This window comes from Streptomyces sp. 11x1, from assembly GCF_032598905.1.
In the GTDB taxonomy this organism is placed as follows: Bacteria; Actinomycetota; Actinomycetes; order Streptomycetales; family Streptomycetaceae; genus Streptomyces.
The window spans coordinates 6,976,769-6,990,189 of record NZ_CP122458.1 but is presented as its reverse complement, the minus strand read 5'-3'; the positions used below and the strand labels follow the sequence as shown (position 1 = coordinate 6,990,189).

General features: G+C 70.3%; 10 protein-coding genes and 1 tRNA gene. 3 read left to right on the top strand and 8 right to left on the bottom strand.

What is annotated here, in order from left to right:
* Positions 1-215: 215 nt before the first annotated feature.
* Positions 216-353, bottom strand: a complete 138-nt coding sequence (locus P8T65_RS47410) for a helix-turn-helix transcriptional regulator (protein WP_399103270.1) — start codon at positions 351-353, stop codon at positions 216-218.
* Positions 354-551: 198 nt separating this feature from the next.
* Here P8T65_RS47410 and P8T65_RS30660 point away from each other — a divergent pair, with 198 nt between their 5' ends.
* The gene (locus P8T65_RS30660; RefSeq protein WP_399100873.1) at positions 552-1,217 is read left to right on the top strand and encodes a hypothetical protein; all 666 of its coding nucleotides are present in this window, start codon (positions 552-554) and stop codon (positions 1,215-1,217) included.
* Between the two features lie 66 nt (positions 1,218-1,283).
* Here P8T65_RS30660 and P8T65_RS30655 read toward each other — a convergent pair whose 3' ends face one another.
* The 5 genes from P8T65_RS30655 to leuS form a co-directional block, all read right to left on the bottom strand.
* Entirely contained in the window at positions 1,284-2,834 is a 1,551-nt protein-coding gene (locus P8T65_RS30655; protein ID WP_316728395.1) for a recombinase family protein, read from the bottom strand.
* Between the two features lie 9 nt (positions 2,835-2,843).
* Entirely contained in the window at positions 2,844-3,878 is a 1,035-nt protein-coding gene (locus P8T65_RS30650; RefSeq protein ID WP_316728394.1) for a ComEA family DNA-binding protein, read from the bottom strand.
* Positions 3,879-4,119: 241 nt separating this feature from the next.
* A complete protein-coding gene (locus P8T65_RS30645; RefSeq protein WP_316728393.1) occupies positions 4,120-4,965 on the bottom strand; it encodes a DegV family protein in 846 nt (281 codons plus the stop codon).
* A 90-nt stretch (positions 4,966-5,055) separates the two neighbouring features.
* The gene (locus tag P8T65_RS30640; RefSeq protein WP_316728392.1) at positions 5,056-5,841 is read right to left on the bottom strand and encodes a hypothetical protein; all 786 of its coding nucleotides are present in this window, start codon (positions 5,839-5,841) and stop codon (positions 5,056-5,058) included.
* Positions 5,842-6,060: 219 nt separating this feature from the next.
* Positions 6,061-8,928 (bottom strand): leucine--tRNA ligase, encoded by a 2,868-nt coding sequence (leuS, locus tag P8T65_RS30635; RefSeq protein WP_316728391.1) that lies wholly within the window; start codon positions 8,926-8,928, stop codon positions 6,061-6,063.
* A gap of 519 nt (positions 8,929-9,447) precedes the next feature.
* On the opposite strand from leuS, the gene P8T65_RS30630 reads away from it, so the two are divergent.
* Entirely contained in the window at positions 9,448-10,839 is a 1,392-nt protein-coding gene (locus tag P8T65_RS30630; protein ID WP_399100865.1) for a cytochrome b/b6 domain-containing protein, read from the top strand.
* Positions 10,836-12,452, top strand: coding sequence for an NADH-ubiquinone oxidoreductase-F iron-sulfur binding region domain-containing protein (locus P8T65_RS30625; protein ID WP_316728390.1), 1,617 nt, complete (start codon positions 10,836-10,838; stop codon positions 12,450-12,452). The genes P8T65_RS30630 and P8T65_RS30625 overlap by 4 nt, the downstream gene beginning before the upstream one ends.
* Before the next feature lie 116 nt (positions 12,453-12,568).
* Here the strand turns inward: P8T65_RS30625 and P8T65_RS30620 are convergent.
* Both P8T65_RS30620 and P8T65_RS30615 read right to left on the bottom strand, forming a co-directional pair.
* Positions 12,569-12,641 (bottom strand) — tRNA-Ala (locus tag P8T65_RS30620).
* Between the two features lie 245 nt (positions 12,642-12,886).
* Complete coding sequence (locus tag P8T65_RS30615) at positions 12,887-13,120, bottom strand: hypothetical protein (RefSeq protein WP_005479297.1); 234 nt, start codon at positions 13,118-13,120, stop codon at positions 12,887-12,889.
* Positions 13,121-13,421: the final 301 nt, after the last annotated feature.

Sequence of the window (13,421 nt, the reverse complement as noted above, 5' to 3'; positions counted from 1 at the left end):
GCCCTCTGCCTGGCCGTCGGTGCGGCTAACACCGGCGCCCAGCAGAGGGCCGTCTCATGCGGCCGGCGTCTTCCGTTCCGGCCGCTCGCTGCTGCGTCGCGGCTGAGCAAGACCGAGCAGGGCGACGATGCGCCGCGCCTGGGCCTGAGACAGGCCGTCGGGATACAGGTCAGCGAGAGTCTTGGGGCGCGGGTTTCGGGGTGCCTCGTTGGCCATCACGAGGCCTTCGCCTCGATACCGAGAGCGTCAGCCCAGCGAAGGGCATGCGCGCTCCGCGGCTGCGTCGCGCCCCGCTCCCAGCGGTAGACGGTCAAGGGGCTGACGCCGATGGCGTCGGCGATTTCTCGGAGCATGAGTCGGCGGTTCTCGCGCTGCTCGCGGGCCTTGCCAGTGGCGACAAGCGCACGAACTTCGCTGATCCGCCGAAGGTCTTCGGGGCTCATGCCTCCATCATAAAGGCTTCCCGTCACCTTTCGGAAGTCGTTCACGAACCTTTCGAGATCCGATCCTTCGCATTGCAATTGACTCTGTCGGCGGGCACGATGTACGACATGACCACCCCGCCTCAACACCGCGTCCGGATCACCGATCCCGAGCCCATCGAGGGCGCCCCGGACGGCCTCAGCCAGGTGTTCGTGTCTCTCGTCCCCGCCAGTTACCCGCACGTCCTCGTGCGGCTCCAGTACGTCATCCGTGACGATCGGAAGGTGGAAGGGCCTTACGCGATCCGGGTACAACAAGATCCGGATACACCCGTTGAGGAGTGGAGGCCGGTGGGTGCCACCCTCATCCGGGACCTCCCCATCACGAAGCTGGAACGCGTCGCCCGGATGATGCTCACCTTCGGGCTACGGACCCCGGAGGGGGCGCCGCTGGACCTGAGCGCCGGCGTGTTTGCCCAGCCTCCGTCAGCTGACGAGATCCCGGCGCGCGCCGAGGAGATGGTTCGCACCCACCACCCGGACGTGAACCCCGACCACGGACCTGGCGCCCTGCGCCGCTGGAACCGTCTCATCCGGCTCGCTGAGGTGCAGCTGGAGTACAACGCAGCTGCGGCGCAGGGCGAGAAGGCGCCCGCGACTGTCGTTGCGGAGAAGCGCGGCGTATCGCCCGCCACCGTGAGCACGTGGCTGCATCACGCGAAGAAGGAGGGGCTCGATGCGCAGATGGCCCCGGATCTCTCCGTCGTGGCCGTCGCCCCTAGTGCAGACGAGTAGGTCGCAAGACACAGAGGGCCCCGCACCAGCACGGATGCTGGTGCGGGGCCCTTTCTGCGTGTCCCGTCAGGACGCCTCCGGCTCTGGCCACTTCATCGGCACCAGCCGGCCCGGGTTGAACTTGTTGCCATAGCTCCGATCGTGGGGCAGCACCTCGTAGCCCGGCAGCAGCGACAGCACAACCTCCCGCTTATCCGCCGGCGTCAACGCCAACCACCCGGAAGCCACGTCCCCCGCGAGCAGCCGCCGCAGCACCATCGGCGCCCGGGAATGGAGCAACGCCCGCGACTCCTTGACCCGGGCCTCGATGATCCGGCGCCCCTCCTGGAACTCCGGGAACGTGATCTCCCTGCGGGCGAACATCCCGGCCATCAGCTTCAGTTGCGCCTCGTCCTCGGCCAGCTCGGCGCGGGCCTCGTCGGTCGTCTCGGTGTCGGCGACGGTACGCAACTGCTCCAGGACGCGCGGCATGCCGAGCAGCTCCAGCACTTGGCGCTCCACCTCGTCCTCGACGAACGACGCCTTAACCGCGATCTTTCCGCAGCCACCACCCTTCCGGTCGCACCAGTAGCGGGGACCGCCATTGCCGTGGCTGCCGAGAAGCAGGTGCCCACACAGGGAGCACTTCAGGACGCGACTCAGCCACCGCTGAAGCGTCAGGTCCGTGTCCCCCGCGCGCATGGCCAGGCGCTCACAGATCCGCTCCCAGCGCTCCGCCGGGATGATGGCCGGCCACGCCGCCGGTCCGACCACCTCGCCCTTGTGTGCGCGCAGACCCGCGACAGACGCCTTCGAGACGGCGGAACCCACGCTCCGGCCAGACCACGGGACTCCCGTGGCGGTGGGCACCTTGCGCCGGTCCAGGTCGGCTGCGATCGAGTTGAGGGACTCCCCCATCTCCGGATCGATCAGCTTCCTCTGCTCGTTGGTCCAGCCGTCCCAGTCGCCGAGGATGCGCGCGCCGATTTCCCGGAGGGTTCGAGCCTCGTCTTCGATGACTTCGTACTTCTCGGTGTAGCCGTAGCCGCGGAACCCGCCACCGCCTGGCCTGCCCTCGGCGGCGAGTTCCTCGTGCTTCCGGGCGACACGGCGCGCGGTGTCCCTGGACGACTTGTTGGCGACGGCGACCATGACCCTGGCCATGGTGACGTCCGCGTCGTTGGCCAGCCGGAGTGAGCCCGTGACGGACTCGACCGGGATGCGTGGCCGGCGGGACTCCACTACGTCGATTAGGTCTTCGAGGTCGCGGGGGTCGCGGGCTACGCGGTCGAGGTCGTCGGCGATCAGCCCGTCGAACTCTCCGGAGGCGAGCCCGTCGAGGGCGGCACGGAATCCGGGGCGCACGGTGCGCAGTGCGGTGGTCCCGTCGGGGAGCTTGATGATGCGCCGCTTGAAGGCGCTGGTGTCGTCTTCCGGGATCACCCGGGCGATCGTCCAGCCGAGCCGGGCGGCGAGGGCGCGGCCGTCTTCTTCCTGCCGGCCGATGCCCTTGCTGACTGCCTGCATTCGGCGGGTGGCCGCTGTTGGGTCGTCGCTCTGCTCGGCAGCTTCCTTGGCTTCCTCCTCGGCCTTCCGGTAGCTGATCCGGAGGAGGAGGACTGCACGCTGTGGGGTCATGTTCGTAGATTACCATTGACATCTCGGATCGCCGATGCCGTTCACCTCGCGGAGCTCGTCCACCGAGCGGAAGCCGCCGTGCTGAGCGCGGTAGTCGATGATGTGCTGGGCGAGGACCGGGCCCACGCCGGGCAGGGTGTCCAGTTGGTCGGCGGTGGCCGTGTTGAGCGACACGGGGGTCGTGGGCGCCGATCCGGCGACGGCTGCGCCTGCCCCGCCCGCACCACCGCCACCCGCCCCCGCGCCCGCTCCTGTCCCTGGCGGCGCACCCGGTCCGGCCATCGGCGCCGGAGTGCCCACCAGGACCTGTTCGCCGTCCACGAGGAGCCGGGCGCGGTTGAGCCCGTCGGTGTTCGCCCCCGGCCGCACCCCGCCCGCCGCCCGCAGCGCGTCGGCGACCCGCGAACCGGCCGGCAACTGTTGGACGCCCGGTCTGCGCACCTTGCCACTGACGTCGACCACGATCGTGGGTACGGCCGAGGGAGCCCCCAGCCCTGGCGAGGCGCCCGGCACCGCCGCACCGCCGTGCCCGGGCTCACCGAACGGTGCCTGCCCGCTCCCTGGCGTCGGTGAGGCACCCGGAGCTCCCGCCCGCACCACCTCGGGCGCGCTCACCGGCTGGGGCCGGCCCGCCCAGAAGTGCTGTGCCGCGAACACCGCCGCGACGACCAGCACCACGCTCAGCGCGACCACGCTCTTCCGCTCGATGCCGCACCGTGCCTGCAACCACACCGGCAGCCGCTCCCGGACGGCGGGCCCCACCCGCTCACGCCACGCAGGGCTCGCATCACGACCGCGGGACCCGTCCTCGTCCGCGGAAGACTCCGGCGGCGGCCCATGCCCCAGCTCACGGGGCTCCCAGGTCCTTTCGGGAAACAGCGTCTCCGCGCGCAGGCGGAGCGTCTCCGCCGACGCCTGGTGGCGGCGGCCGGCCCTGCCCCGCGGCCGCCGAGGGCGGGGGTGACGGGTACGCCCGTCGGAGGAAGGGCCCCTGCCGGGGCCGCTGGTGACCGTCGCCGTGCGTGAACGTGATCGAAGTGCCATGCGACGAGGATCGGGCAGAGGCACCCGCCTGCGATGATCTTGCTCAATTCCCGTGGATTACTACCCAGTTGTGGATAACTCCGTCACCCGCACGAGCGAACAAACCGAGCCGAGAACAGCCGAGCCGACCCAAACCGAGCCGTGGCGTGCTTCAACAAGCCGAGCCGACCCAAGCCGCCGACCCCGGCCGGACCGAGCCAGGACAAACCCGCCTCGCCACCTCACCGAGGCGACGCACGCCTCATCGAGGCGACACGATCACGCCCAGCAACCCGGGCCCCGTGTGCGCCCCGATCACCGCCCCGACCTCGCTCACATGCAGATCGGCCAGCCCGGACACCCGGCCCCTCAGCCGCTCCGCGAGCGCGGAGGCCCGCTCGGGCGCCGCGAGGTGGTGAACGGCGATGTCGACCGGCGCCCCGCCCGCTCGCTCGGCGACGATCTCCTCCAGGCGGGCGATCGCCCTGGACGCCGTGCGGACCTTCTCCAGCATCTCGATACGGCCGCCGTCCAGCCGCAGCAGCGGCTTGACCGCCAGCGCGGATCCGAACAGCGCCTGTGCCGCACCGATCCGTCCGCCCCGGCGGAGGTAGTCGAGGGTGTCGACGTAGAAGAACGCGGACGTCCCGGCGGCCCGCTTCTCGGCGGCTGTGACGGCCTCGTCCACCGTGCCGCCCGCCTCCGCGGACTCGGCGGCGGCCAAAGCGCAGAACCCGAGCGCCATCGCGACCATCCCGGTGTCCACGACGCGCACCGGCACGGGTGCCTCGCGGGCCGCGAGCACGGCCGCGTCGTACGTGCCCGAGAACTCGGCGGAGAGGTGGAGCGAGACGATGCCGGTGGCGCCCGACTCCGCGACCCTGCGATAGGTCTCGGCGAACAGCTCGGGGCTGGGGCGGGAGGTGGTGACGGACCGTCGTTTCTGCAACGCCTGGGCCAGGGAGCGGGCCGAGATCTCGGTCCCTTCCTCGAGCGCCTGGTCGCCGAGGACCACGGTCAACGGCACCGCGGTGATGTGGTGACGCTCCATCGCCGGCGGCGGCAGGTAGGCCGTGGAATCGGTGACGATCGCGACATGGCGGGACATGAGCTGGAGGTTACCCGCCGAGCCGCGTGGACGGCAGCCCGGCCCCTGTCACCCGCGACCGCGTGGAGCGGTCCGACCGGGCCGAGTGGCTCAAGTGGTGCTCTCCGGACGGTGCTTCTTCTGCCACGGGTAGGTCGGCCGCGCGCTCGGCGGCGTGATCGCGGGCCTGGGCGGCTCCTGACCACCACGGGACTCCCCGTTCCGGGACGTGGCCGCACCGGACTCGGCACCGCGCGACGCGCCCCCACCCGCCTCGGGAGTCTCCTGCCAGGTCTGCCCCGTGGAGGCGGTCGGCTCGGGCTTGGGCGCCTCGGGCCACACCGCGGCGGGTTCCGTCGTCCAGTGCCGCAGCGCGCCCGCCTCGACGTCGATCTGCGCGCTGAGCGTGTCCAGGTCGTCCTCGGCGAACTTGCGGGCCCGGTCGTGCGCCGCCCAGCGCAGCGAGTCGGAGGACTCGATGATCCGCTCCGCGCGCTCGCGCAGCGCGGGCAGCCGCTGGGCCAGCTTGGCGCGGTCGGACTCGGGCTCCAGGCGCCGCAGCTCGTCGTCCAGCTCCCGGCCGTGCTTGCTGAGCTGCTCGAAGAGGGCCAGGGACTCCTTGAGCGACTCGTCCTCGCCCACGCCCGCGCGCAACGCCTCCTGGGTGGCCCGCATGGAGGTGCGCAACTTCAGCCGCAGGTCGGCCAGTTGCCCGGCCGGGCCCGGCTGGGCCAGGCTTCTGGCGCGCAGGGTGGTGTCCTCGACGGTCCGCTTGGCCTGCGTGATCGTACGGTCCACGCCGCGCTTGGCCGCGCCGACCGCCTTCACCGTGGCGTACGCGCCCAGCACCACGAACAGCACGAAGAACAAGGCGACGACTGCGATGACGGCTTCCACGACGCGCTCCTTCTCCGACCGGCACGGGCATGTGCAGCGGCGCTCTTCCACGGTAAACGCAACAGGCAGGTCCCAGGTTCCATGGGAACCCGGAACCTGCCCGTAGGGGACGCCCCCGAACCGCCACCGGCGACAACGGCGCGCCTACCGGCGGCTACCCCGGGTCACCGCAGACCCCGCCGCACGCCGCCACACTCACGGCGCGGCGCGCCGCCGCGCTCACGTGACGATGTTCACCAGCTTCGGCGCCCGCACGATCACCTTCCGGATCGGTGCCCCGGCCAGCGCCGCGACCACCTTCTCGTCGCCCAGGGCCACCTTCTCCAGCTCCTCCTCGGAGATGGTCGGCGGCACCTCCAGCCGGGCCTTGACCTTGCCCTTGATCTGGACGACACAGGTCACGGCCTCGTCGACGACGTACGCGGGGTCGGCGACGGGGAAGTCCTGGTGCACGACCGAGTCGCCGTGCCCCAGCTTGCGCCACAGTTCCTCGGCGATGTGCGGGGCCAGCGGCGCGACCAGCAGGACCAGGGCCTCGGCGACGGAGCGGGACACCGGGCCGCCCACCTTGGTCAGATGGTTGTTCAGCTCGGTGACCTTGGCGATCGCGGTGTTGAACCGCAGGCCCTCCAGGTCCTGGCGGACACCGTCGATGGCCTTGTGCAGCACCCGCAGGGTGTCCTCGCCGGGCTCCGTGTCGACGACCGTCACCTCGCCGGTGGCCTCGTCGACGACGTTGCGCCACAGCCGCTGCAGCAGCCGGAACTGGCCCACCACCGCGCGCGTGTCCCACGGCCGGGAGACGTCCAGCGGGCCCATCGCCATCTCGTACAGGCGCAGCGTGTCGGCGCCGTACTCCGCGCAGATGGACTCGGGAGTGACCGCGTTCTTCAGGGACTTGCCCATCTTGCCCAGCAGGCGGCTGACCTTCTCGCCCTGGTAGTAGTAGGCGCCGTCGCGCTCCTCCACCTCGGCGGCCGGCACCGCGAAGCCACGGCTGTCGCGGTAGACGAAGGCCTGGATCATGCCCTGGTTGAACAGCTTGTGGAACGGCTCGGCCGACGAGACGTGCCCCAGGTCGAACAGGACCTTGGACCAGAAGCGCGCGTACAGCAGGTGCAGCACGGCGTGCTCGGCGCCGCCGACGTACAGGTCGACGCCGCCGTGCGGCTGGCCCTCGCGCGGGCCCATCCAGTACCGCTCGATCTCGGGGTCGACCAGCTTCTCGGAGTTGTGCGGGTCCAGGTAGCGCAGCTCGTACCAGCAGGAACCGGCCCAGTTGGGCATGGTGTTGGTCTCACGGCGGTACGGGCGCGGGCCGCGGCCGTCACCCAGGTCCAGCGTGACGTTCACCCAGTCGGCGTTGCGCGACAGCGGTGTCTCGGGCTGGGTGTCGGCGTCGTCCGGATCGAAGGTGCGGGGGCTGTAGTCCTCGACCTCGGGCAGCTCCAGCGGCAGCATCGACTCGGGCAGCGAGTGGGCGACGCCGTCCTCGTCGTAGACGATCGGGAAGGGCTCGCCCCAGTACCGCTGGCGGCTGAACAGCCAGTCGCGCAGCCGGAAGTTGACGGTGCCCTCGCCGATGCCGGTCCGCTCCAGCCACTCGGTGATGCGCGCCTTCGCCTCGACGACGCCCAGGCCGTCCAGGGACACGCCCTCGCCGCTGGAGTTGATGATCTTCGCGTCGTAGGAGGCGAAGGCGTCCTCCCAGGTGGAGGTGTCGGTGCCGCGGCCGTCGGTGGGCTCGACGATGCAGACGATCGGCAGTTCGAAGGCGCGCGCGAACTCGAAGTCCCGCTGGTCGCCCGCCGGGACGGCCATGATCGCGCCGGTGCCGTAGCCCATCAGGACGTAGTCGGCGATGAAGACCGGGATCCGCTCCCCGTTGACCGGGTTGGTGGCGAACGAGCCGGTGAAGACGCCGGTCTTGTCCTTCGCCTCGGCCTGCCGCTCGACGTCGGACTTGGAGGCGGCCTGCGCGCGGTAGGCGGCGACGGCCTCGGCGGGGGTCGCGTGCCCGCCGGTCCACACGTCGTGGGTGCCCTCGGGCCAGGCGTCCGGGGTGAACTTGTCGACCAGCGGGTGCTCGGGGGCCAGCACCATGTAGGTCGCGCCGAACAGGGTGTCGGGGCGGGTGGTGAAGACGGTGATGCGCTCCCCGTCGATCGGGAAGTCGACGCGGGCGCCCTCGGAGCGGCCGATCCAGTTGCGCTGCTGCAGCTTGATGGCCTCGGGCCAGTCCAGCTCGTTCAGGTCGTCCAGCAGACGGTCGGCGTACGCCGTGATCCGCATGTTCCACTGGCGCAGCTTGGCCTTGAAGACGGGGAAGTTGCCCCGCTCGGAACGGCCGTCGGCGGTGACCTCCTCGTTGGCCAGCACGGTGCCCAGGCCGGGGCACCAGTTGACCGGCGCGTCGGAGGCGTACGCCAGGCGGTACTCGCCCAGGACGTCGGCGCGTTCGCCGGCGCTCAGCGCGCTCCAGGAGCCGCCGCCGGGCAGCGCGCGCTCACCGGACTCGAACTGGGCGACCAGCTCGGCGATCGGGCGGGCCTTCCTCGCCTCGTCGTCGTACCAGGAGTTGAAGATCTGCAGGAAGATCCACTGGGTCCACTTGTAGTAGTCCGGGTCGATCGTGGCGAACGACCGGCGCTTGTCGTGGCCCAGGCCCAGCCTGCGCAGCTGGGACTTCATGTTGTTGATGGCGGCCTCGGTGGTGACCCGGGGGTGCTCGCCGGTGGCGACGGCATGCTGCTCGGCGGGCAGGCCGAAGGCGTCGAAGCCCAGGGTGTGCAGGACGTTGTGGCCGTTCATCCGCTGGTAGCGGGCGAAGACGTCGGTGGCGATGTAGCCCAGGGGGTGACCGACGTGCAGGCCCGCACCGGACGGGTACGGGAACATGTCCATGATGAACTTCTTGGGCCGGGCGGCCAGTTCCGCGTCGCCCGCCAGGTCGCCCGTGGGGTTGGGCGCCGCGTACGTGCCGTCGGCGTCCCAGAAGTCCTGCCAGCGTGCCTCGATCTCGGCCGCGACGGCTGCCGTGTAGCGGTGCGCGGCCACTTCGGCGGCAGCGGGGTTCGTCTCGCTCATGATCCTCAAAGCTCCATCGATCGTCTCTGCCAGCGGGCTGTTCGTCCAGGAAACGAAAAATCCCCTCACACAGGAGGGGACGCCGCGCTGATGCCGACCACGCCGTCAACGGCGGTCGGGACTGATCAGCGCGGCTCGCTAAGCAGAAGGCGTACGGCACGCATGCGATCAGGGTACCGCAGCCCCGATGGACAGGGACCCGCCGCGTGTCGGCCACAAGATCCGGTCAGAAAAGTTGAACTTTATTCAAATCTTACTTCGCGTAACAGCCGCTAAGGGACATCCCTGATGTGAGATTGGCCCTTGATAACAGCGCAATAACTCAAACCTCGTACCGCCCGGTATTGGCACCACTTACAGTTCGACGACGGGACCGCTTTCCCGAACTGTTCGGAGTTGCCCCATGAACCCTCGTCGCAGCACCAGCTCGATACCTCGGCCGGGCCGTTCGGCCCACGGGGTGGCGACGGCTGCCGTGCCCCCGACCGCATCCTTCTTTCTGACGGCGGGGGGTCTGTCATGACGGCGGACGACAACACCTTTGTCGACTCCCTCGCGGAGTTCCTCGACTTCGGTGCGGGCGTCCTCTCGCTCGTCTCCCTGACCTGCTCGGTGATCTGGGGACTCATCGCCCAGGACCGGATGCTCCTCAATACCCGCGAGCGGATCATGGCTCAGGGCATTCATCGGGTGTCCGCGGTGGCCTCTCTCGCGTTCCTCCTCGTACACATCGGGATCAAGCTCGCGCTGGACCACGTCGACTTCCTCGCCGCGCTGATCCCCTTCTGGCTCGTACTCGTCGGCGACGACTTCGCCGGCGACGAGGGCCAGGGCACCGCCTTCCTCATCGGCTGCGGTTCGTTGGCAGCCCTACTCATGATCTTCGTGGGCATCACCGGCATGCTGCGCAACCGGTTCGCGTCCCCGGCCCCCGTCGCGGCCCGCTGGCGGGCGATGCACATGCTGGCCTACCCGGCCTGGTGTTTCGCCCTTGTCCACGGACTCTACGCGGGTCGAGAGGCCAAGCCCTTCTTCGTGATCCTTTACTCACTGGGCCTGCTCGCCGTGGCCGGCGCGCTGCTGCTGCGCGCCGCCCCCCGCCCGTTCAAGCGCCAGGTGGTCGAGCGCATCACCGCGATTCTGGGTCCCTCCGGCCAGCGCCCCCCCGAGGTCGACGAACTGGTGAAGTCCCGCTCCGTCCTGCAGGGCATGGACGAGACCGGCGGACAGCGCGAGGGCGGGCGCCGTGAGGGCGGCCGGCGCGAGGGCGGACAGCGCGAGGGCGGACAGCGCGACCAGATGCGGGACACCGGCCAGTTCCCGCTCCCCGGCTTCGGCGGCGGTCAGGGCAACCCCCCGCTCGGCGACCCGCTGGTGCCCCCGCAGCGCGGTGCTGCCGCTTCCGCCGACAGCGGCCCCGGTTTCGCGGCCGCGTACCGCGCGGTGTCGATGACCCCGCGCGCCCAGGAGCCCACGGCCCCCTATCTCACCCAGCAGCAGCCGCCGCTGGACATGCAGCCCACGCAGGCCATGCCCCGCATGGACGACGGTTCGACCACGGGCAGCACCCGCTGGCCGGCCCCGTCCCCGCCGCCGGTAGGTGAGGCACCCCCGTCCTCGTACGACCCGATGCAGGACACCTTCGCCGGACAGCCGCTGGGCGGGCAGTCGTTCCAGGGCCAGACGTATTCGGGCCAGACCTACCAAGGCGAGACGTACGACACCGGGGCCAACCCCGTGGTCTCCGAAACTTCCTACGGAACGGCTGAGTCGAACGCCCCCTACGGCACGTACAACCCGAACGACACGTACAACAGCGGTCCCGCCACTGATGCGCTGTCCGGCTACGACGACTACAACCAGCCGGGCTCAGGCGAACCCTGGAACGCGCCTTCCGGAGGATTTAAGTGAACGAGGCCCTTCCCGACGTCCCCGAAGTCCGCGTGGTGGGTCTTCCCCAGCTCACCTCGGGCTTCGACCTCGTCGAGAGACTCGACCTGCCCATGCACCTGAAGGTGCACGGTCCGCTCGAACCGATGGGCGGCGAAGAACTCGCCCAACTGTCCGAGCGGATCAGCCTCAAGGGCAGGGGCGGCGCGGGCTTCCCGTTCCACAAGAAACTGCGCTCGGTCGCCGAGTCGGCGATCAAGCGTGGCATCCGGCCCGTCGTGGTCGTCAACGGCAGCGAGGACGAACCCGCCTGCCGCAAGGACACGGTGCTGATCAACCGTGCCCCGCACCTCATCCTCGACGGCGCCCTGCTGGTCGCGGAGGCCCTCGGCGCCCGCCAGCTCGTCATCGGGGTGACACGTGAATCCACCCAGCGTTCGATGGAAGCAGCCCTCTCCGAGCGCGGGCTGAGCAACCGCCGCGGCGCCGCCATCCGCGCGAGCGTGCAGCGCAACCCGGTCCGCATGGTCACCGGTGCCGCCGGTTCGCTGATCCGCTCCATCGACGGCGGGCCGCCCATCCCGCCCGGCCGCAAGACCAGCGCGTCCAAGAGCGGTGTCGGCGGCGCGCCGACGCTGCTCTCCAACGCCGAGACGTTCGCCCAGCTCGCCATCGGCGCCCGCATCGGCTCCGAGCGGTACGGCAACACCGGCCTGTACGACGAGCCGGGCACCGTCATGCTCACCGTGTCCGGCGCGGTCGCCCGCCCCATGGTGATCGAGGCGCCCACCGGTGTGCCGCTGCGCTACATCCTCCAGCTCGCCGGCGCGCCGCCCGTCCCGCAGGGCGTGCTGACCGGGGGCTACCACGGCAAGTGGATCGACGCGGCGACGGTCAACGAGACGGTCGTCTCGCGCAACTCGCTGGACGCGGTGGGCGGTGCGCTCGGCGCCGGCGCGATCCTGCCCATCAGCCAGGAGACCTGCCCGCTCGGCGAGTCGCTGCAGGTCGCCAAGTGGCTCGCCGAGGAGAGCGCGGGCCAGTGCGGCCCCTGCTACCTCGGGCTGCCGGCCGCGGCGCGCGGCCTGGAGGACATCCTCAACGGCGGCGGTCCGGCCGCCCTGGAGGCCCTCAAGCAGGTCGCGAAGAACGTCAAGCGGCGTGGCGCGTGCTCGCACCCGGACGGCTCCGCGATGTTCCTGGAATCGACCATCAAGGCGTTCACGGACGACCTCGCCGCACACGTCCTGGGCAACGGCTGCGGCAGGCCCGTGGAGGGCGTGCTGCCGCTGTTCGAGGGTGGCCGTATGCCGACCGGCATCCCGGGCGGCGCGGGCGCGGAGGAGAGCGGCGCGAGCCGCCAGAAGATCTTCGTCGACTGGACGCTCTGCCGGGGCCACGGCCTGTGCGCCGACATCCTCCCGGAGGTCTTCCAGCTCGGTGCCGACGGCTTCCCCACCGTCGCCCAGGCCAAGGTCCCGCAGTACGCCGAGGCGAAGGCGATGCGCGCGGTACGCCGCTGCCCCGCGCTCGCCCTGCGCATCGAGGAGGACAACCGTCCCTCCGCCCCCTCCCGCAACCTCCCGGTCCTCTCCCAGGGCCGCGGCCGCCGGGCCCTGGGCAGCGGTCGCTGACGCACGGACGTACATGAGGAAGGGCGGGCCACCCCGAGTGGGGTGGCCCGCCCTTCCTCATGTACGTCGTCGCCAACAACGCGAAGACCCCGTCCACTTGGACGGGGTCTTTTCTGTGGAGCTAAGGAGAATTGAACTCCTGACCTCCTGCATGCCATGCAGGCGCTCTACCAACTGAGCTATAGCCCCTTGCGGTGTTCTCCGCCGGGTCTCCCTGGCGACGACGCCAACATTACCGGTCTCCCACGCACACCACCAAATCGTTTCCATCGGCCGCGAATTATGGATGGATCGGTACCCTTTTGCCGGATTTTCAAGAGGTAGCCGCCCAGCCGCCGTTCACGCTCCCTCCCCGACGGCCGTCACGAGGCCGCTGGGGCGCCCATGGCGGCCCGGATACGGGCGACGGCCAGGGACGGGCGCCGAGTTGACGCTCAGGCCGTCACGAACGAGTAGAAGCGTTTGAGTGTGCAGTGCTCTTCGAGGAGCCGGCCGTAGATCGGCTCGCCCTCCAGCTCGCGGTACGTCTCGATCGGGTCGCCTTTTATGATCAGCGCCCGGGCGCATTCCTCGCACCAGTACTGGTAGTCGGCATTGACGGGCTCCATGTCTCGAACGATGGGGGTGCCGCTGCCGCACCAGTCGCACTTCCTCCTGTGTGCACCCATCGATCAGCTCCAGCTGTGGCCGCAGGCCGTGCACACGTAGGAGATCCCTCCGTTGTCACCGAGGACTTGGGCAACGTGGAGCGAGCCGCAGGAAGGGCAGAGGAGGGTGGTCTTGCTCCGCATCACCACCGCTGCGGGAAGGTCGTGGACCCTCCCGCGGATGCTCGCAGGCATCGCTTCTCCCTCCCGTCGGGCCGCGCCCCCTTCCGGCCGTTTGATTCTGCCACGGCCGGACCAATACGGTCAGCGACGCCTTCGTACCAGTCCCAGCACAGAGCGGGAAAGAAGGCCGTCCGCAGAG

Excerpts from the sequence above, each read along its gene's own strand:
- P8T65_RS47410 (WP_399103270.1), bottom strand. The coding sequence starts at position 353 with ATGCTCCGAGAAATCGCCGACGCCATCGGCGTCAGCCCCTTGACCGTC.
- P8T65_RS30660 (WP_399100873.1), top strand. The coding sequence starts at position 552 with ATGACCACCCCGCCTCAACACCGCGTCCGGATCACCGATCCCGAGCCC.
- P8T65_RS30645 (WP_316728393.1), bottom strand. The coding sequence starts at position 4,965 with ATGTCCCGCCATGTCGCGATCGTCACCGATTCCACGGCCTACCTGCCG.
- P8T65_RS30630 (WP_399100865.1), top strand. The coding sequence starts at position 9,448 with ATGACGGCGGACGACAACACCTTTGTCGACTCCCTCGCGGAGTTCCTC.
- P8T65_RS30615 (WP_005479297.1), bottom strand. The coding sequence starts at position 13,120 with ATGGGTGCACACAGGAGGAAGTGCGACTGGTGCGGCAGCGGCACCCCC.
- leuS (WP_316728391.1), bottom strand. The coding sequence starts at position 8,928 with ATGAGCGAGACGAACCCCGCTGCCGCCGAAGTGGCCGCGCACCGCTAC.
- P8T65_RS30655 (WP_316728395.1), bottom strand. The coding sequence starts at position 2,834 with ATGACCCCACAGCGTGCAGTCCTCCTCCTCCGGATCAGCTACCGGAAG.
- P8T65_RS30650 (WP_316728394.1), bottom strand. The coding sequence starts at position 3,878 with ATGGCACTTCGATCACGTTCACGCACGGCGACGGTCACCAGCGGCCCC.